The organism is Paractinoplanes brasiliensis, from assembly GCF_004362215.1.
GTDB lineage: Bacteria > Actinomycetota > Actinomycetes > Mycobacteriales > Micromonosporaceae > Actinoplanes > Actinoplanes brasiliensis.
This window is the reverse complement of the sequence record NZ_SNWR01000001.1, coordinates 596,895-616,509: the sequence shown is the minus strand read 5'-3', so window position 1 is coordinate 616,509 and position 19,615 is coordinate 596,895. Positions and strand designations below refer to the sequence as shown.

General features: G+C 71.2%; 17 protein-coding genes, 1 pseudogene and 1 riboswitch. Of the genes and pseudogenes, 4 read left to right on the top strand and 14 right to left on the bottom strand.

The annotated features are described in order from the left end of the window. Window positions 1-9 precede the first annotated feature (9 nt). Genes C8E87_RS02390 through C8E87_RS02365 form a run of 6 tightly spaced genes read right to left on the bottom strand, consistent with a single transcriptional unit; the run spans window position 10 to window position 7,011 of the window. Window positions 10-1,632, bottom strand: coding sequence for a long-chain fatty acid--CoA ligase (locus C8E87_RS02390; protein ID WP_133871563.1), 1,623 nt, complete (start codon window positions 1,630-1,632; stop codon window positions 10-12). Beyond that, window positions 1,632-2,474, bottom strand: coding sequence for an SMP-30/gluconolactonase/LRE family protein (locus tag C8E87_RS02385; RefSeq protein WP_133871562.1), 843 nt, complete (start codon window positions 2,472-2,474; stop codon window positions 1,632-1,634). Before C8E87_RS02385 ends, C8E87_RS02390 begins: the two co-directional genes overlap by 1 nt. Beyond that, window positions 2,467-3,474 carry an ABC transporter permease gene (locus tag C8E87_RS02380; protein WP_133871561.1) on the bottom strand — a complete coding sequence of 336 codons (1,008 nt, stop codon included), beginning with the start codon at window positions 3,472-3,474 and terminating at the stop codon, window positions 2,467-2,469. Before C8E87_RS02380 ends, C8E87_RS02385 begins: the two co-directional genes overlap by 8 nt. Then, window positions 3,471-4,439 (bottom strand): ABC transporter permease, encoded by a 969-nt coding sequence (locus C8E87_RS02375; protein WP_133871560.1) that lies wholly within the window; start codon window positions 4,437-4,439, stop codon window positions 3,471-3,473. Before C8E87_RS02375 ends, C8E87_RS02380 begins: the two co-directional genes overlap by 4 nt. Beyond that, window positions 4,436-5,962, bottom strand: a complete 1,527-nt coding sequence (locus tag C8E87_RS02370; RefSeq protein WP_133871559.1) for a sugar ABC transporter ATP-binding protein — start codon at window positions 5,960-5,962, stop codon at window positions 4,436-4,438. Before C8E87_RS02370 ends, C8E87_RS02375 begins: the two co-directional genes overlap by 4 nt. Further along, window positions 5,959-7,011 carry a sugar ABC transporter substrate-binding protein gene (locus C8E87_RS02365; RefSeq protein WP_133871558.1) on the bottom strand — a complete coding sequence of 351 codons (1,053 nt, stop codon included), beginning with the start codon at window positions 7,009-7,011 and terminating at the stop codon, window positions 5,959-5,961. The genes C8E87_RS02370 and C8E87_RS02365 overlap by 4 nt, the downstream gene beginning before the upstream one ends. Before the next feature lie 155 nt (window positions 7,012-7,166). Here C8E87_RS02365 and C8E87_RS02360 point away from each other — a divergent pair, with 155 nt between their 5' ends. Further along, entirely contained in the window at window positions 7,167-8,954 is a 1,788-nt protein-coding gene (locus tag C8E87_RS02360) for a helix-turn-helix domain-containing protein (RefSeq protein WP_133871557.1), read from the top strand. Between the two features lie 94 nt (window positions 8,955-9,048). On the opposite strand, the gene C8E87_RS02355 is transcribed toward C8E87_RS02360, so the two are convergent. Continuing rightward, complete coding sequence (locus tag C8E87_RS02355; protein ID WP_133871556.1) at window positions 9,049-10,092, bottom strand: saccharopine dehydrogenase NADP-binding domain-containing protein; 1,044 nt, start codon at window positions 10,090-10,092, stop codon at window positions 9,049-9,051. Window positions 10,093-10,191: 99 nt separating this feature from the next. Between C8E87_RS02355 and C8E87_RS02350 the strand changes: the two genes are divergently transcribed. Further along, window positions 10,192-11,136 carry a helix-turn-helix domain-containing protein gene (locus tag C8E87_RS02350; protein ID WP_133871555.1) on the top strand — a complete coding sequence of 315 codons (945 nt, stop codon included), beginning with the start codon at window positions 10,192-10,194 and terminating at the stop codon, window positions 11,134-11,136. A 21-nt stretch (window positions 11,137-11,157) separates the two neighbouring features. Here C8E87_RS02350 and C8E87_RS45185 read toward each other — a convergent pair. The 6 genes and pseudogenes from C8E87_RS45185 to C8E87_RS02320 all read right to left on the bottom strand — a co-directional run. After that, window positions 11,158-11,345: pseudogene (locus tag C8E87_RS45185) on the bottom strand (NAD(P)-binding protein); the annotation flags it as partial. A gap of 13 nt (window positions 11,346-11,358) precedes the next feature. Further along, a complete protein-coding gene (locus C8E87_RS02340; RefSeq protein WP_133871554.1) occupies window positions 11,359-12,117 on the bottom strand; it encodes a YwiC-like family protein in 759 nt (252 codons plus the stop codon). Next, on the bottom strand, window positions 12,114-13,502 hold the full coding sequence (locus tag C8E87_RS02335) for a multicopper oxidase domain-containing protein (RefSeq protein WP_133871553.1): 1,389 nt from the start codon (window positions 13,500-13,502) through the stop codon (window positions 12,114-12,116). Before C8E87_RS02335 ends, C8E87_RS02340 begins: the two co-directional genes overlap by 4 nt. Beyond that, window positions 13,499-14,728: a hypothetical protein gene (locus C8E87_RS02330; protein WP_133871552.1), complete on the bottom strand. Its 1,230-nt coding sequence runs from the start codon at window positions 14,726-14,728 to the stop codon at window positions 13,499-13,501. Before C8E87_RS02330 ends, C8E87_RS02335 begins: the two co-directional genes overlap by 4 nt. After that, the gene (locus C8E87_RS02325) at window positions 14,725-15,849 is read right to left on the bottom strand and encodes a DUF8744 domain-containing protein (RefSeq protein WP_239080395.1); all 1,125 of its coding nucleotides are present in this window, start codon (window positions 15,847-15,849) and stop codon (window positions 14,725-14,727) included. The genes C8E87_RS02330 and C8E87_RS02325 overlap by 4 nt, the downstream gene beginning before the upstream one ends. Next, window positions 15,846-16,547, bottom strand: a complete 702-nt coding sequence (locus C8E87_RS02320; RefSeq protein WP_133871551.1) for a helix-turn-helix transcriptional regulator — start codon at window positions 16,545-16,547, stop codon at window positions 15,846-15,848. The genes C8E87_RS02325 and C8E87_RS02320 overlap by 4 nt, the downstream gene beginning before the upstream one ends. Before the next feature lie 50 nt (window positions 16,548-16,597). Here C8E87_RS02320 and C8E87_RS02315 point away from each other — a divergent pair, with 50 nt between their 5' ends. Then, complete coding sequence (locus C8E87_RS02315; RefSeq protein WP_133871550.1) at window positions 16,598-17,401, top strand: DUF2249 domain-containing protein; 804 nt, start codon at window positions 16,598-16,600, stop codon at window positions 17,399-17,401. A 14-nt stretch (window positions 17,402-17,415) separates the two neighbouring features. After that, window positions 17,416-17,492: riboswitch (SAM riboswitch) on the bottom strand. Window positions 17,493-17,575: 83 nt separating this feature from the next. Here the strand turns inward: C8E87_RS02315 and C8E87_RS02310 are convergent. After that, window positions 17,576-19,018 (bottom strand): nitronate monooxygenase, encoded by a 1,443-nt coding sequence (locus C8E87_RS02310; protein ID WP_133871549.1) that lies wholly within the window; start codon window positions 19,016-19,018, stop codon window positions 17,576-17,578. A gap of 113 nt (window positions 19,019-19,131) precedes the next feature. On the opposite strand from C8E87_RS02310, the gene C8E87_RS46900 reads away from it, so the two are divergent. Further along, the gene (locus C8E87_RS46900) at window positions 19,132-19,596 is read left to right on the top strand and encodes a pyridoxal-phosphate dependent enzyme (RefSeq protein WP_133871548.1); all 465 of its coding nucleotides are present in this window, start codon (window positions 19,132-19,134) and stop codon (window positions 19,594-19,596) included. The last annotated feature ends 19 nt before the right edge of the window (window positions 19,597-19,615 follow it).

Sequence of the window (19,615 nt, the reverse complement as noted above, 5' to 3'; positions counted from 1 at the left end):
TTTCGCTGTTCAGTGGGTGTCGGTCGCCGAGTCGGCGAACCGTTGACGTAGCGTCTGTTTCGACCACTTGCCGGTGGCGGTCTTGGGTATCTCGGTCAGGATCTCGACGCGTTCGGGGATCCACCACGACGCGACCCGGCCGCGCAGGAAATCCCGTACGTCGTCGGGGGTCAGATCCACTCCGTCGGCCGGCACGACGCACGCCACCGGCCGTTCGCCCCAGCGGGGGTCGGTCACGCCGATCACGGCCGCCTCCTTGACCCGCGGGTCGGCCATGACCGCGTTCTCGAGCGCGACCGAGGAGATCCACTCCCCGCCGGACTTCACCAGGTCCTTGGAGCGGTCCACGATCCGCAGATACCCCCAGGCGTCGATCGTCGCCACGTCGCCGGTACGCAGCCAGCCGTCGGTGGTGAACGCGTCGGCCCCGGTGTCCGAGCCGAAGTAGGCGCCGGCGATGGTCGCGCCGGCGACCTGCAGCTCGCCCTGGCTTCGCCCGTCCCATGGCTGTTCCACACCGTCGTCGCCGACGACGCGGAGCTCGGTCAGCGGCACGGCCGGGCCTGGAGTGCCGAGCAGGCGCCGGCGAGCGTCGCCGTCGAGCCCGTCGTGGTGGGTTGCCAGACGGGAGGTGGTGACGACGGGACTGGTCTCGGTCATCCCCCACGCGTTGGTCAGCGGTCTCCCGATCGCTTTCTCGTAGGCGGTGGACAGCGCGTCGTCGACGGCGCCGCCCCCGCACGCGACGTGCCGGAGGCTGCTGAGGTCGTGGCGGCCGAGCACCGGGACCAGATCGCGCCACACGGTCGCGACGCCCGCGCTGAAGGTGACCCGGTGCCGGGACAGCAGCGAAGCCAGATCTTCGGGCGCCCGCAGCGGTCCGGGCAGGACCAGGTCGGAGCCGCTCTGCATGGCGGCGTACGGAAGTCCCCAGGCGTTCACGTGGAACATGGGCACGATCGGCGCCACGACGTCGCGTTCGCTCAGCGCGAAGACGTCCGCGCCGAGCAGCAGCAGGCTGTGCAACACGATCGACCGGTGGCTGTAGAGGACTCCTTTGGGATTGCCCGTCGTCCCCGACGTGTAGCACAGCGAGGCGGCGAGGTTCTCGTCGTCGATCACGAGCTCGAGGGGCCCGTCGTCCTGCCCGGCGAGGAGTTCCTCGTAGTCGAGCACGCGCGGGTCGTCCGGCAGCGGCATGTCGCCGCCGTCGTCCATCACGATCACGTGCCGTACGGAGGTGAACGACGCCACCAGTGGCCAGATCACCGGCAGGATCGTGCGGTCGACGAACAGGACGTCGTCGGCGGCGTCGTTGACGATGAACGTGATCTGCTCGCCGTAGAGCCGGTGGTTGACCGTGTGCAGGATCCGTCCGGAGCTGGGAATCGCGAGGTACAGCTCGACGTGCCGCTGGCTGTTCCAGGCGAACGTGCCGACACACGCCCCGGCCGGCACCCGCAGGCTCTCCAGGGCCCGCACCAGCCGGCGCACGCGCGGGGCCACCGCACGCCACGTGGCCACGGTCTCGGTGACGCCACCGGTGACGATCCGCTTGTGGCCGAACTGGGTCTCGACCCGCGACAGCAGCGCCGGGACGGTCAGCGGGCGATCCTGCATCAACCCACGCATCAGGAAGGCTCCTCGCCGGTCTCGACCACCTCGACCCGCCCCGCCCGTCCGGTGGTCTCGGACGGTTGCCAGCTGTTCGAGGTCAGGAGGAAGAGCGTCGTTCCGTCCGGCCCGCCGAGCACGCAGTCGGTGGCGCACCGTCCCTCGACGTCGATCGTCCGGGTGACCCGGCCGCCCGCCTCGACCCGCAGGAACTGGGAGGTCGCGATGGAGGAGACCCAGATCGCCCCGGAACCGTCCACGCAGATCCCGTCGGGTGTCGACCCGGGCGGCAGCTCGGCCCACGTGCGTTTGCCGGTCAGATCGCCGTGCTCGCCGACGTCGAACGCGGTCAGCCGGGCCGCCCAGGTCTCGGCCACCACCAGGGTCGACGTGCCGGGCAGAACGACCATGCCGTTCGGGAAGACCATGTCGTTCTCGGCCAGGGCGACGTGGCCGCCGGCGTCGATCCGGAAGATCGGACCGGGTCGCTGCGGAGCATCGGCGTAGAGGTCGTACCCGAAGCCGCCGAGGAAGGTCCGGCCGCGATCGTCGGTGACCAGGTCGTTGACGGGCGCGTCGGTGAGATCCGAAAGGTCCGCGAAGACGCTCAGCTTGCCGTCCGGGTCCAGCCGCCGGACCTTGCGGTCGATCATGCAGCTCACCAGCAGGGAGCCGTCCGGTAGCCAGCCGAGCCCGGACGGCTGGTCCTCGACAACCGTCACCTCCTCGAGCGTCCGCGCCGCCGGGTCGGCCCGGAACACCTGTCCGGTGTGCATGTCGGAGAACCAGAGGCGGCCGTCGTGCCAGCGGGCGCCCTCGGGGAACCGGAGGTCGGAGTAGAGCAGGGTGAGTTCAGACATCGGCGCTCTCCTGGATCGAGGTACGAGGGTGGGGGGACGACCGCAGGCGGGTCCGTAGCCGCACGAGCGCGCTGTGCAGATCGGGTGCGTCGATGACGACGATGATCCCGAGGAGGCCCGCGAAGAAGAGCTGCGACACGTACTGCGGCACGGCGGCCACCGCCACGATCTCGGCGAGCAGCGCGACGGCCAGGATCCCGGCGAGCAACCCCAGCGGATGGCCACGGCCACCGGCGAGGGAGACGCCGCCCAGCAGAGCCGCGGCGGTCGCCACGATCAGCGGCTGGACGCCGGGATCGGGATTGGCCGAACCGAGGCTGAAGCTCAGCAGCGACCCGCCGAGCGCGGACAGCACGCCGGAGGCCACGAAGGTGCCCACGATCAGCCGGTCGACCCGGACCCCGGCGACGCGGGCGGCGCGCCGGTCGCCGCCGATCGCGCGAAGTTCGCGGCCCCAGCGGCTCAGTGACAGGACGGCCGCCGCCACGACGAACAGGCCCAGCGTGATCAGGCTGCGCGGCGAGAAGTACGTGAGGATGCTCTGGTCAACCCAGAGCGTCACGGTTGCGTTGGAGTAAGTCTTGGTGAGTCCGCCGGACATCGCGCTGGTGAGCCCCAGCAGCGCGATGTAGGTCGCCAGGGTCACCGGCATCGACGGGATCTTCAGGCGTGCGATCAGCCCGCCTTGGAGGAGACCGATCGCCGCGCCGGCACCCAACGCGGCGAGCAGTCCCCACGCCCAGTGCTGCTGGCCGGCCTGAACGGTCAGCATCCCGCCGACCGCGTACGTTCCCACGACCGACAGATCGAACTCGCCGGCGATCATCGTCAGTCCCAGCGCAAGGGTGAGCAGGCCCAGCCGGGCCAGGATCTGGAACGTGTTGTAGACGTCGAACGAGGTGAGGGCCGAGTCGGTGTACGTGGGGACGAACACGAACGCGATGACCGTGATGACGAGGGCCGCCATCGGCAGCGAGGCCTCGGGCCGTCCGGCTCTCATGCGCGGCTCCCTCGGGTACGCAGGTGCACGGTGACGACCACGACCAGCACGATGACTCCCTTGACCATGATCTGGACCCCGGTCGAATAGCCGCGCAGCAGCAGGATGTCGGACGCGGCGGCGATGAGCACCGCGCCCGCGAGCGTGCGTAAGGCGGAGCCACGCCCGCCGGCGATCGCGGTACCGCCGGCCAGCACCGCCGCGATGGCGTCGAAGGTGAGCGTGCCACCGAGGTTCACGTTGGCCGAGGTGTTGAAGGCGGCGGTGAACGCCGCGGTGACCGCGAACAAGGCACCCGCACCGACCCAGGCCACGGCGGTCGTCCGGCCGACCGGCAGGCCGGCGGCCCGGGCCGCGCGGCGGTTCTCGCCGATGAGGTAGAGCGAGCGCCCGAAGCCGGTCCGCCGCAGCGTCCATTCCACGATCAGAGCCAGCGCGATCAGGACGTACACGCTGAGCGCCACGCCGCCCGGCGTCGCGTTCAGATGGTCGTACCCGCTTGCGGTGGGCGAGACCGTCGAGCCGCCGCTGACGCCGGTCGCGATGCCGGTGATGGCGAAACTGGCCGCGATGGTCAGGATCACCGGGTTCGCCCCGGCGTAGCCGACGACCGCCCCCTGCAGTCCGGTGATCAGGGTTCCGCACGCAACGGCGAGCACCAGGGCCGGAATCAGGCCGAGCGACTGCGCCGACAAGAAGATCATCCCGACGGCGGCCACGCTGGGCGAGATGGCGAGCGAGACCGCGGATCCGCCGATGGTGATCAGGGTCAGCCCGAGCGCCGCGATGCCGACGAGGCTGGCCGAGGTCAAGATGGCCTTGGCGTTGGCCACCGTCAGGAAACGGTCGGTCGTCAGGGCCAGCACGATCGCCGCCAGCACGGCAAGCAGCAGGACCCCGTCGACGACGAGGCCGGGCCGGCGGATCGGCGCGGCGGAACGTGGCCGGGCCGACATGACGTTCATCGGCGTTCCTCCGCCGTGGTCGCGGCGCCGTGCGTCATCTCCCGGAGCAGCACGGAGCCGGCCACGTCGCCGTCGTGACGCCGCACGACCACGCCCTTGTGCATGGTGACCACGACGTCGGCGAGGTCCAGCAGCTCCTCGAGGTCGGTCGAGCTGAACAGCACGGCCATGCCCCGGTCGGCGGCGTCGCGGAGCAGCCGGTGGATCGCGGCGCGGCCGCCCACGTCGACCCCGCGGGTGGGATCGTCGAGCAGCAGCACGCGGGTGTCGGCGCGGCCGAGACCACGTCCGACGAAGACCTTCTGCTGGTTGCCACCGCTCAGCGAGCGCACGCTGTCGCCGGTGCGCTTGCCGTCGAGGCCGCACAGGCTGACGAGATCGGTCAGGGCGGCCGACCATCGTTGCCGGTCGAGTACGCCCCAGCGGGTCACCCCGGGCAGGCGGGTGGCGAGCAGGTTCCAGCTGATCGGTTTGTCGAGGAACAGCCCTTCGGACTTGCGGTCGTTGGAGACGAACACGATGCCGGCCCGGGTCGCGGCGATCGGATGCCCGGGACGAACCACGACCCCGTCGACCTTGATGTCGCCGGTCGCCGCCGGGACAAGGCCGGCGGTCGCGCGCAGCACCTCGGAGGCTCCGGACCCGAGTTGGCCGGCCAGGGCGTACACCCGGCCCGGCCGGAGCCCGAGGCTGAAGTTCTCGACCCGGCCGGGAACCGACAGCCCGCCGACGGACAGCATCTCGTCCGGCTTGCCCGCCTCACGTCCGGTTCGCTTGCGGGACCGGTGCGGCGCTTCGCCGAGCATCTGGACGATGAGAGAGTCGATGGTCAGGTCCGCCACCGCGGTGGTCGCCACCACCGCGCCGTCGCGCATGACGGTGACCCGGTCGCAGAGCCCGAGCACCTCGCCGAGCCGGTGCGAGACGAAGAGAACGGCGCGGCCGGCCGCCGCCACGGCGCGGACCGCCGCATAGACGTACTCGCTCTCGACGTCGCTGAGCGTGGCTGTCGGTTCGTCGAGGATGAGCAACCGAGCGTCCTGGCCGAGGGCCCGTGCGATCTCGATGAGCTGCCGCTCGCCGATGCCGAGCTCGGACAGCGGCTGATCGAGATCGACATGACCCAGCCCGACGTTGTCGAGCAGGCTGCGCAACCAGGGCCCGGAGGCACGCCGCCGGTTGAGCCAGCGCGCCCGTTGGTCGCCCAGCACGAGGTTTTCGGCGACAGTGAGGGAGGGCACGACGCTCAGTTCCTGGTCGACGAGGGCGATTCCGCTGCGCTGCGCCACCTGCCGGCTGCGCAGGTCGAGCACGCCGCCGCCGATACGGATCGCGCCCGAGTCCGGCGTCTCCTGTCCGGACAGCATCTTGACAACAGTGCTCTTGCCGGCGCCGTTGTGCCCGCACAACGCGTGGATCTCGCCGGCGGCGATGCCGAAGGACGCCCCGCGCACGGCCCGGGTGCTGCCGAAGCTCTTGGTGAGATCGTCCGCGCGGACCAGTTCCTCGCCGCCCGGACTCATGCCTTGCTGCACTGTTCCTCGAACTGCGCCACGTTCTTGGCGGTCACCCGCTCCTCCTTGACGAGCTCCTTGGCCGGAGGGTTCTGCTGGTTGAAGTACCGGATCACGTAGTCGGCGGTCTGCTCGGCGATCGTGCCGGGGTCCTCGGTCGCGGTGCCGTAGAGCGTGCCGGCCTTGATGGCGTCGATACCGGCCTTGAAGCAGTTGCTGCCGGTGACGATGAGGCCGTCCTTGCCGCCCACCGGGCAGCCGGCCTGCTTGGCCGCCGCGACGATCGGAAGCGCTTGGTAGTCCGCCATGCCGTAGGCGCCCTGGATGCCCGAGCAGCCGTACTTGGCGAAGAGCTGCGTGGCGATCTTGCCGGAAAGCGTGGGATCCCAGTTGCCGTCCTGGATGTCCACCACCTTGTATTCCGGCGTCTTCGCCAGCTCGGCGTCGAAGGCCTTCACCCGGTCCTGGGCGGCGAAGCCGGACTTGGTGCCGGTGATCGCGATGATGTTGCCGGAGGTGCGGCCCTGCGCCTTCAGGCCCTCGACCAGGTTCTGCGCGGCCGCCGTGCCGAGCGCCTCATTGTCGGAGAGCACCTGCATGACGTCCCCGTCGACCGAGGGGTCAGGACGCCCGTCGAAGACGAGCACCGGAATGCCGGCCTGCTTGGCCTTCTTGATCGGCACCACGGTCGACGACGTGTCGAGGAGAGCGGCGACGATCAGGTCGGGCTTGTTGGAGATGGCCTGGTTGAAGTTGGTCACCGCGGTGCCCGGGTCCATCGTCGTGAGGTCGACGACCTTCACGCCCTGGGACTCGAGTTTGGGGACGAAGACGCCGTTGAAGTAGGCGCCCCAGGGGTTGTCCTTGCCGTACCCGACGAAGTTGACGGTCTTGCCCTTGAGCCCCGCCGTGCCGGAGGTGTCGCCACCGTCGGAAGAGCCGCCGCCGCAGGCGGCTGTGGCGAGCAGGACGCCGGCAAGCGCCCCGGCGAGCTTAATCGTGACCGGCAGGCGGCTTCCCGGCTGTCCGAGCTGATGTGACAACACTGACTGGATCATGAGCAGCTCCTGATTCACGCCTCGTCTGTGAGGCCCGTCACACCCCCGCTTGGGCGAACTCTAGGTGCGCCGGGAGCCGCCGGTGAGAGAAGATCACCACACTGTTCGGGGCGTTACGGTGGGCAAGACGTACACCCGGAGAGGAGCGGCCGGAGATGAACGACGAACCCGGAGCCCGCCCGTCAAGCCTCGATCTCGCGTCCTACCGGATCCGCCGGGAACGCGAGCTCAGCTCCCTGTACGCGACCGCCCGGTCGCTGACCGCCCTCGGGGAACTGGACGCGGTCCTGGAATCGATCGTGCACCAGGCCCACGAACTGATCGGCACCGACTTCACGTACCTCTCGCTGCTCGGCGCGGACGGCGAGCTGACGCTGAAGGCGTCCGAGGGCACCATTTCCCCGGCGTTCAACCACGCCCGGGTTCCGTCCGGCACCGGCGTCGGCGGCCTGGTCATCGCGACCGGCGCGCCGGCCTGGGTCAGCAACTACCTCAAGGCCGGCGACGTCCCGCACGACCGGACGTTCGACGGCCTCGTCGTTCCGGAGGGCATGGTCGCGCTGCTCGGCGTACCCCTGCTGGTCGGCGAAGAGGTCATCGGCGTCCTGTTCGCCGCCGACCGCACCGAACGGCCTTTCGAACCGGACGAGGTCGCGCTTCTCAGCGCCTTCGCCGACCACGCGGCCATCGCGTTGAACAACGCCCGGTTGTACGACGAAAGCCGGGCCGCCTATCGCACCATCGAGCGGCAGGTGGCGATGATGGAAAAGGCCCAGGCCGTACACGAATCGCTCACCCGTGTGGTGCTGACCGGAGGCGGCGCCGACGACATCGCCCGGCTGCTGGTCGACCACCTGCAGGGGGCTGTCACGGTCTTCGACCGGGCCGGTGCCATCACCGCCCGCTGCTCGCCCGATCCGGACCATGAGCAAGCCGCGCGGCGGCGGTCACCGGACGCGGTGGAGCAGGCCCGGCAGTCCGGCCGATGGGCGACGACCACCGACAGCACTGGCCTGTGGCACAGCGCGGCCGCGATCCAAGCCGGTGACACCCACCTCGGCGCGCTCCTGCTCAGCCGGCGCCAGGAGCCCAACCCGGTCGAGATACGCACCCTCGAGCGTGCGGCTCAGATCATGGGCCTGCTCATTCTCAAGGAGACCGCCGTCGCGGAAGCCGAGGAACGCGTCAGCGGCGAACTGCTGACCGAACTGCTCGTCTCGGCGCCACCGCTGACCCCCGCCCAGCGCGCCCGGGCGCACGCCCGCGGCATCGACCTCGCCGCGCTGAACGTCATCGTCGTGGCGCAGTCCGAGACGAAGAGCGTGCCGGAGGTCAGCCGGCGCCTCTACGCACTCTCCTCGGAATGGAAAGGGCTCGCCGGCGAACATCTCGGCCGCGCCGCGCTGCTCGCCACGACATCGGACCCCGCGCGGCTCGCGGCGACAGTGCACGGTCGCCTTCGCCAGGAGCTCGGATCGCCGGTGCGAGTCGTCGCCGAGGCGGTCACCGGCCACCGCTGGGGACCGGCGTTCGACATGGCCGGCAAATGCTGCGATCTCATGCGAATCCTGGGCGTGACCGATCAGGGGTCCACCACCGAGCCGTACGCGATGTTCGCCCTGCTGTTCGACACCGACCGCGCGACCGACCTGCACCGGTTCCTCGACAATGCGTTGACACCGCTCCTCGCCCACGACGCGCGACGGTCGACGCAACTGGTGGCCACCTTGTCGGCCTACTTCGGCAACGCCGGCAACATCACCCGAACCGCCGCCGCGCTCCACGTGCACGTGAACACCCTGCTGAAAAGACTCGACCGGGTCGAGGGCGTTCTCGGAACGGGCTGGCGCGCTCCCGACCGGGCCCTGCAACTGCAGGTGGCACTGCGGCTCCACGACCTGGGCGCTCAATTGGACCAGTCCCGTACGGTCGACGGCGGTTGATCGCACGCATTCACCAGCACCAGGAGGTTGGCTACGGACTGTCCCGTGGTTGTGGACGTCCCGCACTGTGCCAGTGCGAGATGAATGCGCTTGGTCAGCCGCGCGCTTCGAACGGGAGAACCAGTTTCAGGTGTGAGGACAGGGCGCGGAGAAAGTCCGGGGCATCGAAGGCGGCGCCTGCGGACGTGACGCCGGTGGTCTTGGTGCGGCCGGTCAGGATGCGGTCGACGGCTTCGACTGCGAGTGGCGCGCTGATGGCGTAGATGTCCTGACCGGAAGCGACCACGCGGCGCTGTTCGCCGCCGAAGTGGACGAGGGCGTCAATGACGAAGGTCTGGGCGGAGCGACCCCGCTCGTCGACGGCGAGTGGTGCCGAGGCGTCCGGAGCGGAGAGATCTGCTGCCGCCTTGACGGTCATGTAGGTGCGCACCTCCGGGATGTCCAGGTGGCTGGGAATGGTGACGACGTCGGCCATGGTGAACTCGGCGATGACATCCTGGGGGCCGAGCGGAGCTGGGAACGGCCACCGCACGGTCGGCAGTGCTTCGTCGTGATACTGCAGCCGCCCGCCGGTGTAGCGGACTCGTCGGCCTCCTCGTCGCCGGCCCGAAACCGTTCCCGCGACGAGTGTGCCGGTTGTCGGATGCCAGCTGCTCAGGCCGTACGCGATGTGCGCCGAGTCCGCCGCCGTCCAGTCGCCCATCGCGGTCGTGACCAGCAGATCGCCGAGGCCGCCGAAGAAGGCCATCGCCGGAACCACGATGGTGCCCGCGGCGGCGGCGCGTTCCGCGAACATGGCGAAAGTGTCGCGGTTCGCCTCGATTTCGGCCGCCACGTCGACGTACGGAAGACTGGCGCGCACAGCCGCCTCGACGAGTGGTGCGGCGGTCGTGGCGAACGGCCCGGCGCAGTTGATGACGGCCACCGCGCCGCGCAGAGCGCGATCGAGCTGGGCCGCGTTGTCGACCGAGGCCTGCCGTGTCTCGAGAGCCGGCCACTGCCGTGCCAAGGCTTGCAGCTTGTCCCGGTCACGGCCGAGGAGCAGCGGAACGAGTTCCCGTTCGAGCAACTCCGCGACCACGAACTGCCCGGTGTGCCCGTAGGCCCCGTACACCGCCACGTTTCGACCTGCTCCCACAACCGCTCCTGACGCTCGAGGTGAACTCCCCGGTAACCCTGGCCGACCCGGCAACCGTGGCCCAGTGTCTGGAACGACATCCCCCGTACAATTTCGGACATGAGCTCCGCTCCGCATTCTGTCGCCATCGCCATGACCGACGGGATGCTGCATTTCGAGCTGGCCCTGGCTCACGAGGTCTTCGGTCACGCCCCGGACGCCGTGCAGGTCCCCTGGTACGACGTCTCCATCTGCGGCACACAAGCCGTACACGCCGGCCTTTTCCGGGTGGACCCGGACAGCGGACTTGACCGGCTGACACGAGCCGACACCGTGATCGTCCCTGCCCTGGCCGATATCCACGACATCCCGGCAGACCTGGTCGAGGCGGTACGCACAGCCCACGAGTCAGGGGCTCGGACGGTCTCGCTGTGCACCGGCGCGTTCGTGCTCGCCGCCGCCGGCCTGCTCGACGGACTGCGCGCCACTACCCACTGGGCTCATACCGACCAGCTCGCTGCCTGTCACCCGCGGGTGCAGGTCGACCCGGATGTGCTCTACGTCGACAACGGCAGAGTGCTCACCTCCGCCGGCAAAGCCGCCGCGATGGACCTGTGCCTGCACCTGGTACGCCGCGACCACGGCTCGGCCATCGCCAACCTCGTCGCCCGCCGTCTCGTCGTGCCGCCGCACCGGGCCGGCGGTCAGGCCCAATTCGTCATGACACCCGTGCCGGCCCACCACGACCACCGCCTGACCGAGCTGCTGGGCTGGACAATGCAGCGGCTGGACCAGCCGCTGACCGTGGAGGACCTGGCCCGTCAGGCCACCATGAGCTCACGCCAGCTGGCGCGCCACTTCCACTCGGTCACCGGTACCACCCCGCTGCAGTGGCTGCTCACCCAGCGGATCCGCCGCGCGCAGGAACTGCTGGAAACCACCGACGACGGCATCGACACCATCGCCTCCGCCTCCGGCATGGGCACGGCAACAACCCTGCGCCGCCACTTCCGGCGGACCGTGGGAATACCGCCTGACACCTACCGGCGCACCTTCCGAAAATGAGATCGCAGCCCGCCGAAAGCCCATCAGGAAGGACTCGCCGCCGCGTTCCACGGGGGTGCCGGTCGGCTCACCGGTGCGCAACTTGCCGCCGAGGGCCTCACTCTGCTCGTACGGGACGATCTGGGTGTCCATGATGCGCGGTCGCGGATGCGCACCGCAGCCGCCGGCCCGGCGATCCCTCCACCGATGACGGCCGCACGTTCCGGCATGTTGATATCCCTGTCAGACGGTCACGGCAGCGATCAGCACGAGCACAGCGGTCCCGATTTCCATCATGCCGACGTGCTTGGGTGTCAGCCGGTAGCGGGGGAAGGCAGCCGCGCGGGCAAGGAGGATGGCGAACACCGTCGCAGGCATGGCGCCGAGGCAGGCCGCCGCGACGAACCCGAGCACATGGTAGATCACCGAAATGCGATAGTAGGCGGGATTGTTCCGTTCGCGAATCATGGTCTTGACGTACAGCACCGTGCCGGTGAAATAGAGAAGGACGATGATCAAGGCCGGTAGGGACTGGGTGAGGGCGGCGCCGGTCACCGTTGCTGCGACGAGGACCATGAGGCAGCTCTGCACCACTGAGACGAGGTCGTTGACGATGGCCCGTTCTCGGCGCATCCGGGCGTAGTAGGCATTGATCATGAGCAGGCACGCGTAGGCAGGTGCGTATGCCAGCACCCGAGGGTGCCCGATGACAGTGAGGACGCCGAGTCCGCCGGCGATCGGCCCGTACAGCAGCAGTTGCGGCCGGAACCGGGACAGGCGCCGGGTCTTGATGGCCTGCAGGGCGTAGTAGGTGAACAGGTAGCCGGTCAGCCAGGCGCCGAGCAGTGGCAGGTGCGCCCAGCGAAAACCGGCGGCCAGCACCCCGGCGAGCCAGGGCACAAGCAACATCGCCCAGGCGCCATGCTGCGGCGGGATGTACTGCCGTGCTGTCCGGCGGCGTCTTGACAGGGCGGTGGCGGTCGTCGGCCGGGGAATCGTCATCGTAAGGTCCGCTCCACCGTGACGGCGCCACGGGCGCCCCGTTCGGCGTCGACCATGACGTGGCTGACGAACGGGTAGTGGCCGGGTTCGGTGAGGACGGTCTCGACGAAGCCGCCGGCGGCCGGGACGAGGTCGAGGACCTGCGCCGCGCCGGGGTCGCTCGGGCGGAGGTGCCATTGACCTTCCCGGTAGAGGGTGTCGAAGCGGGCGCCGACGAGATGGAAGGCGCTGGTCCGGTTCGGGCCGGCGTTGAGGACCCAGAATCGGATCCGGTCGCCGGGTCGCGCCGTCAGCGGCCGGTGTGCGTACTGGGCGACGTAGCCGTTGAACACCACGGCGTCGGGCTGTTCGGCCTGCATCTTTGCCAGGTCGCCGGGCTCGCCGCCGGGCCCGGGATACAGCTCGGACTGGACGAGCACGTATTCGCGGTCGACGGCGGCCAGGTCAGGCGGGTCGATGATGACGGCGCCGTACATGCCGTTGCCGATGTGGTGCAGCATCGGCATGGTCGAGCAGTGGTACATCCAGATGCCGGCTTCGGTGGCAGTGAACCGGTAGGTGAGCCGCCGCCCGGGATCGATCGGTCGCATGGGCTCGTCGGGAGCGAGCGCGCCAGCGTGGAAGTCGACGCCGTGGTCGATGCTGCCGTCGTTGATCAGGGTGATCTCGAAGGTGTCGCCGACGCGTCCGCGGAGCACGGGTCCAGGAGTGGTGCCGTTGAAGGTCCACAGTTGCTGCCGGACGCCGGGTGCGACCTCGCGCTGCACCTCCCGCACCCGCAGGTCGAGGCGGTGCAGGCGGCCGCTCGGCCGGGCCGGTGCGGCGGCGTCGTGCGCGGTGAAGCCGGCGCCGGGTGCGGCCATCGCGTCGAGGCGCGGGGACGGCGAGCCGGTGGACGCCGGGACGGCGTGCTCGTGGTCGGCGGCCGCGGCTGCTCCGGTGGCGGCCGTGGTAGTGACGGTCAGGACCATGCCGGCCTGGCGGTGCCCGGGCAGCGAGCACCAGCCCTCGACGGCGCCGCCGATGACGCCCACGTCCAACTGTGCCGTGGCGCCGCCGGCCACGATCGGGGTCTTGGCGCCGGTGGCCAGCACGAGGTCGTGGCGGCGGCGGTCCCGGTTGGTGAACTCGATGATCAGCCGGTCGCCGGCGGGGACGGTGATGCGGTCGGGATGGAAGCGCATCCCGTCCGCGGTCACCGCCACGGTGGTGGTGCGCCCGGTCGCCACCACGCCGGCTGCGGCGGCGAGGGCGGGCGGCGGGGCGGTGACGCGTTGGGCGGCGGCCCCGATCAGGATGGCGACGAGGACCAAGGCGATGCCGACGGCGGCGCCGCCGAGCGGGCGTTGTGGTGCGGTGGACGGTGAGGCGGCGGGTGGTTTCACGGATGTCTCCGGGCGGCGAGCAGGGTGTGGACGGCGGGGATGAGGAACTGCAGCAGCGCGACGAGAAGCAGCATCGAGGTGGTGATCCGCACGTACGGCGGTGCCGACAGGACAAACACGACCAGCGCGGCGTTGGCCATCGCCACCCGCTGCGCCCAGTGCCGATCCAGTCGCTCGGTGCGCTGCCGTACCGCGAGGGGACCGCCGCCGAGGGCCATGGGCAGCAAATATGCAAGCGCACCGAGCAGCGTCTGGGCGACGAAGCCGACCAGCAGCGGGATCAGGACGACGCCGAAGCGATCGGCGGCCGCGGCCGGACCGTCGGCGGACAGCAGAGTCCAGGCGTCGACGGCGAGAGCGACGAAAAGCCAGCCGCCCGCGGCGGCGATGGACCAACCGGCGAACGACGCCGGTGTCTTGCGTCGGGCGGTCTGCAGGACCGGTCGAGCCGTGAGGGCGGCGGCGAGGGCGATCAACGCCAGTCCGCCCGCCGCCGGCTGTGGCCACCACGCCAGCACGCCGATGCTGAGCACCGCCAGTCCGGTCACCGCGACCGGCAGGGCACGGCGGGCGGCCGTAGTGGCGCTGTCGGCCATGCGGGTACGCAGGACGGTCGGCCAAAAGGTGAGCAGCGTCCCGAGCACGGTCAGGGTCACCCAGCCGAGCAGATTGACGTGGGCATGGAACAGCAGCAACCGTGGCCGGCCGTCGTCGTCGACAACCAGCATCCACGCGCCGACCGGGACGCCGGTGAGCAGGGCCGCCGCGGCGGCGACGTAGTAGTGCACGGTGACGGCGAAACGGGCGGGCAGCGCCGCGCGCAGCCTGGCGGTCAGCCAGAGCAGGTGCGCGACAGCCCCGCCGAACACCAGCGCCGCGCCGGCAAGGCCGGGCCAGGGCCGGTCGGTGACACCGGCGGCGAGGACACCGGCGATGCCGGTGTTGAGTACGGCGAGACGCATCGCTTCCCCGCGGCGGCGCGCCGGTACGGGGCAGCGCAGCACCGCGGTGGTGAAGTGGGCGCTCCACACCATGATCGCGTTGGTGACCGCGCCGAGCAGGAGCAGATGGATGGCCAGCCACCGCCAGGCCGGCAGTAACGGGTGGACGAACCCGACGACCACCAGCGCGGCCAGATACGCCAGTGGCAGCAGCCCCGTGCGGCGGTGCCAGCCCGCCCGCCCTGCCGGAGCACCGGGCGCCGGCCGGTTCGTCGTCGTGCTCATGACAGGGCCACCACGGCCTGCGGCGCCGTTCGTGCCGGTGTCCGCCGTCGCAGGCAGAGGGCGACGGCGCAGGCGGCGAACGCGAGCACTGCCGCCACGTTGACGACGCCGGCGACGCGCCACACCGGTTCCAGCCCGGCCGCGTCGCCGAGGACGACACGGACCAGCAGCGACGCGTGCAGCAGAGCCAGCGGAACGTAGAGCGCCCGGTGGTAGGGCAGGGGCCGGCGCAGCACGGCAGGAAAGATCACTGGCGCGTGCACGAAGATCATCGACATGACGAAGCCGAGGAAGAGTGCGTGCAGCGTCGCGTCGTAGCGCGGCCCCCCCAGAACGGGCCCTGCGCCGGCCCAGAGCAACCCGGCCAGGGCCAGCCATCCGTAACCGGCGAGCAGACCGGCGGCGATGTAGCGAGGCAGGCCTTCGGCCCGCACGGTGCGCCGGGCGACGTCGAAGACGGCGAGCCACGCCGTGACAGCCAGCACGCCCGCGCCGAACAGATGTGCACCGGCCGCAGGCCACAGCGTGCCGGCCGTGGCGCCGCCCAGGACGGCGGCGAGCGCGACGAGGAACCAGCGCTCGGCGTTACGGTCGCGTAGCGCGATGTGGGCCGGCTCGAGGCGCTCGCCGGCAATGGTCGCCACTACGAACACCGCCATCCACGGCACGATCTCGGCCACTGCGTACCCGGCCAGCCACAGCAGCGTCGCGGCGTACCAGCCGAACGCGCCGCACCCCTGGGCGAGCAGCCCGGCGCTCGGCTGCCGGCGCCACAGCGCCCGGTAGATGCCCAGCAGGACCACCGATGCCGCCATGGCCAACGTCTTGCCGGCCAGGGTGGGTCCGGTCGCCACCAGGACGAGCCCGCCCAGTCCGGAGCAGGCCGGGGCCAGCAGCGCCCAGCGGACGCCGAGGGCAACGGCGCGTTCCAGTGCGATGAGCGTGCCGACGAAGCCGAACACCATCACCGGACCGTGGACCTGCTCGAGCGCCACCGCGGGAGCGGGCACCCGAGCGCCGAGCAGCAACAGGCCCGCGTACAGACCGGTCAGCAGCGATGCCGCGCCGGCGGCCAGCAGGGGCAGCCGCCATCGGACCGCGATTCCTGCCGGGCGGCTCACGGCCGCCGCCGGGCGATCGGCGCCGGAAGTCGTACGACACAGGCCGACGGCGCGCCGAAGGGCTCCAGCACTACTGTCTCGGCCGGCACGCCGTCGCGCTCGAGGATCCCCCTGACCACGCCGAGATGCAGCCCGCACATGGCGTCCGGGCTGCGGCCCACCAGCTCGAGGAACGGGCAGGTGCGCAGGTGCACCTCGGTGCCGCCGGTCTGCTCCGGCGGCTGGCGGCGTGGGCTGAAACCGAGCCCGTCGAGCACGGAGACGACCGACTCGACCGGGTCCTGACGATCCGGAACGGCAGCGGCCAGATGCCGGCCCCAATCCTGGCCCGCACGCGCGGCGGCCTCGCGCACGTCGCCGGCGTCGCCGGACACGTGATCGAGCAGCGCGGCGGCCAGCGCCCGGTACGGCGCGGGCGCCGGGTCCGCCGCCGTGGCGCGGTAGCGCCATGCCGGACGGCCCGGCTGTCCGCCGCTGGCGCGGGCCTTTACGAGCAGCCCGGCCTCGGTCAGCCGGTCCAGGTGCGCCCGCGTCGTGGACAAGTGTTGCCCGGTCTGGGCCGCGACCTCGGCGGCGGTGACGCCACCGCCGGCGGCGCGCACCAGGCGCAGGATCCTCGCCCGGCTGTCCGATCCCAGCGCCCGGTGGCGGGGCGTGTCGATTGTCTCGCCGGTAGGCCCTGTCCGCGGTGTTTCCATGGTGTCTAACGTTATAACGTCAGATGCCATCAAAACTATGGAGGGGTTCCATGTCACAGTCCGCGCTCGCCGACCAGCGAGCTGCCGAGGCGGTCGTGCGTCACCACAGCGAACTGGCCGCCGCGCTCAGCGGCCACGTCACGCGGCTCGTCGAAGCCGCCGAGACCGATGCCCCGACGCAGGTGGGGGAGCTTCGCGACCGTCTGACGTCGTGGCTGCACGACGAACTGCTGCCGCACGCGTACGCCGAGGAGGCGGCCCTGTACCCGGCCGCCGCCGAGCTACCGGCCGGCAAGCTGCTGATCGACGGGATGCTGGGGGAGCACCGGGTCATCGCCGCCCTGGTCGCCGACCTGGAGGCCGAGGTCTCCCCGGTCGTGGCGGCGGCCACCGCGCACGCCCTGCGGGCTGTTTTCGCCAGCCATCTGGCCAAAGAGAACGACCTGGTCGTGCCGCTGCTCGCCGCCGCCGACGGGGTGTCGCTGGCCGGGCTGCTCGACGGCATGCACGACATCATCGGCGCGGACGCCGACGTGGACGCCGACGGGTGCGGATGCGGTGGCTGCGGATGCGGCGGGGACCCCGCCAGGGCGGGCGCCGAGGCGCCGGCCCTGGCCATCGACCCTCGCCTCGACGTGCGCGACCTGCCGCACGGCGAGCGGCACGCCCGCGTCCTCGCCGCGCTCGACGCCCTGCCCCCGGACGCCGCGGTGGTGCTGGTCGCGCCCCATGCCCCGCTGCCGCTGCTGGCCGAGATCGAGAGCCGGTACGCGGGCCAGGTCGCCGGCCAATGGTTGCAGGACGGCCCGGACGTCTGGCAGATCCGCCTGCACCGGCAACCCCTCCCGGCCTGAACCTCCTCGACGTCGTCGCGTCCCGGGCGCACGCCGCCGCGGTGCAGGGTTGCCGGCCGGCAAGCCGGACCTTGACGCCGGCGCTCGTGACCGGCCCGAACGTTACGGTGCGGTGATCCGCGGCCGCCAGGGCCCGACGTCCCGCCGTGGTGGGGGTTTCCGCCGGGCGGCCGCTCAGCGCGCCGCCGCGAGCAGGTACCGCACGACGTCCGCCGCGGTGTAGTCCTCGTCGCCGCGGATGAGGTGAGGCAGGAAGGACAGGTCCTGGCCGAGGGTCACCAGCGGTGGTTCGAGGTAGCCCTCGGCGCGCCGCTGACCGAGGCCGACCGTGGCGATCAGGCCGTTGCACAGGCACCGGCTGCCGGCGGAGTCGTCAACGTCACCGCCCTTGCGCACGTACTCGTCGACCGGTTCGGCCGGGCAGCGGTAGCCGACCGCGCCGGTGGCCCGGCGGTAGGGGGTGCGCAGGTAGCCGAGGTCGCACAGCCGGGGCCGCTCGGCGTGCACCTGGTCGTCGGCGGTGGTTCCGGGCAGGACGGCGAGCTTGAAGGGAAATCCGGTCGGCGACGCCCGCACGTCGTTGCGCACGGTCAGCGTCCCGTCGGCCGCGTCCCGCCGCAGCCGCCGCTTCAGTTCGTCGTTGATGCCCGACTCGCGGCACAGCGCGAAGGCCGTACCGACCTGGATGCCGGCTGCGCCGGCGGCCCTCGCCGCCACCAGCCGGTGCGGGCTGCTCTGCCCGCCGGCCAGCCAGAACGGCAGACCCAGCGCGGCGACCTTCGGCACGTCGACGGCGTCGCGAGGCCCGTACACCGGGTCACCGTCGTCGCCGAGAACGAGGCGGCCGCGTGGACGGGCGCTGTGCCCACCGGCGACCGGCGCCTCCAGGACGAAGCCGTCCGGGCGGGTGGCCGTGTCCCGGGCGAGGTAGACCGCCAGGGTGGCGGAGGAGACGATGGCGAGCAACCGTGGCCTGACCAGCGGACCCGGCGTCTCACCCAGTATCTCGCGGGGGTCGAACGTGATGTGGTGCTCCTCGCCCGGCAGTGCGCCGTGGACGGTCACCGGCAGGCGGGCCGGCCGGTGTGCGGCCAGACTGTCGAGCAGGCGGGGGATCTCGGTGGGCAGGCCCGCGCCAATCAGGACGTAGTCGGCGCCGGCGAGCATGGCCCCGTACACCGCCGCCGGGGTGGCCAACTGAATCTTCTCGAGGTAGTTCACCCCGACCGGGCCGTCGTGGCCGTCCTTGGCGAGCCACACCTCAACGAAGTTGCCGACCACGGCCAGCTGCTGCGCTTGTCGCCGGGGTCGCAGACCCAGCCTCGGCACCGGCCGCATCGGCCGGTCGCCGGGCAATCCGCCGGCGACGAAGTACCGGTCCAGGACGGCCTGGGCGAGGGCGGGAACCGGGAAATGGGCGAGAGCGCGGCGCACATGGCCGCCGTCGTCGCCCGTCTGCAGGCGCCGGGCGAGCAGGGTGTCGAGGGCGACGCCGGAGACGACGCCGAGCTGCCCGGTGCGCGCGACCGCCCGGGCCAGGGGCCAGCCGGAGACACCGACGCCCATCCCACCCTGGATGATCGCGGGCGGAGATTCGGGGTGTGCGCCGTCTGGCATGGTGTGTCTCCCGTTCCTGCCGTGGCGCCGTGGCGCCGTCATCGTGGGGTTGGAGCGTGCAGAGGCCACGGGTCAGCGGGACAGAGGCATAGGTCCCGTTCCGGGCGCCGTGGCTGTCCCGCTTCACTGCGGACCTACCCGTCTGGCCGGTGGCCAAGCTGGAGTCGCACAACCCCGGAGGCAGCGTCAAGGACCGCATCGCCCTGGCCATGATCCGGGCAGCCGAGGACAGCGGGGAGCTCACTGCCGGTTCTTCGATCGTGGAGGCCACCAGCGGCAACACCGGCATCGGCCTGGCCTTGGTCGCTGCCGCCCGCGGCTACCGCCTCACCCTCACCATGCCCGAGAGCATGAGCGTCGAGCGGCGCGCGATACTCGCCGCGTACGGCGCCGAGCCCACGGTGTACGACGAGGTGCTCACCGTCGACGTCGAGCAAGCCCGAGCCGCTGCCCGCAGACTGGCCCGGACCGAGGGCATCTTGGCCGGCGTGTCGAGCGGGGTCGCCCTGCGGTCGATAGATCCGGTTCGGGACCTTGGTCCCGGGCAAATGGGGACCACGGCACCTGAACACCTGTGATGGTTCAAGGAAGCCTCGG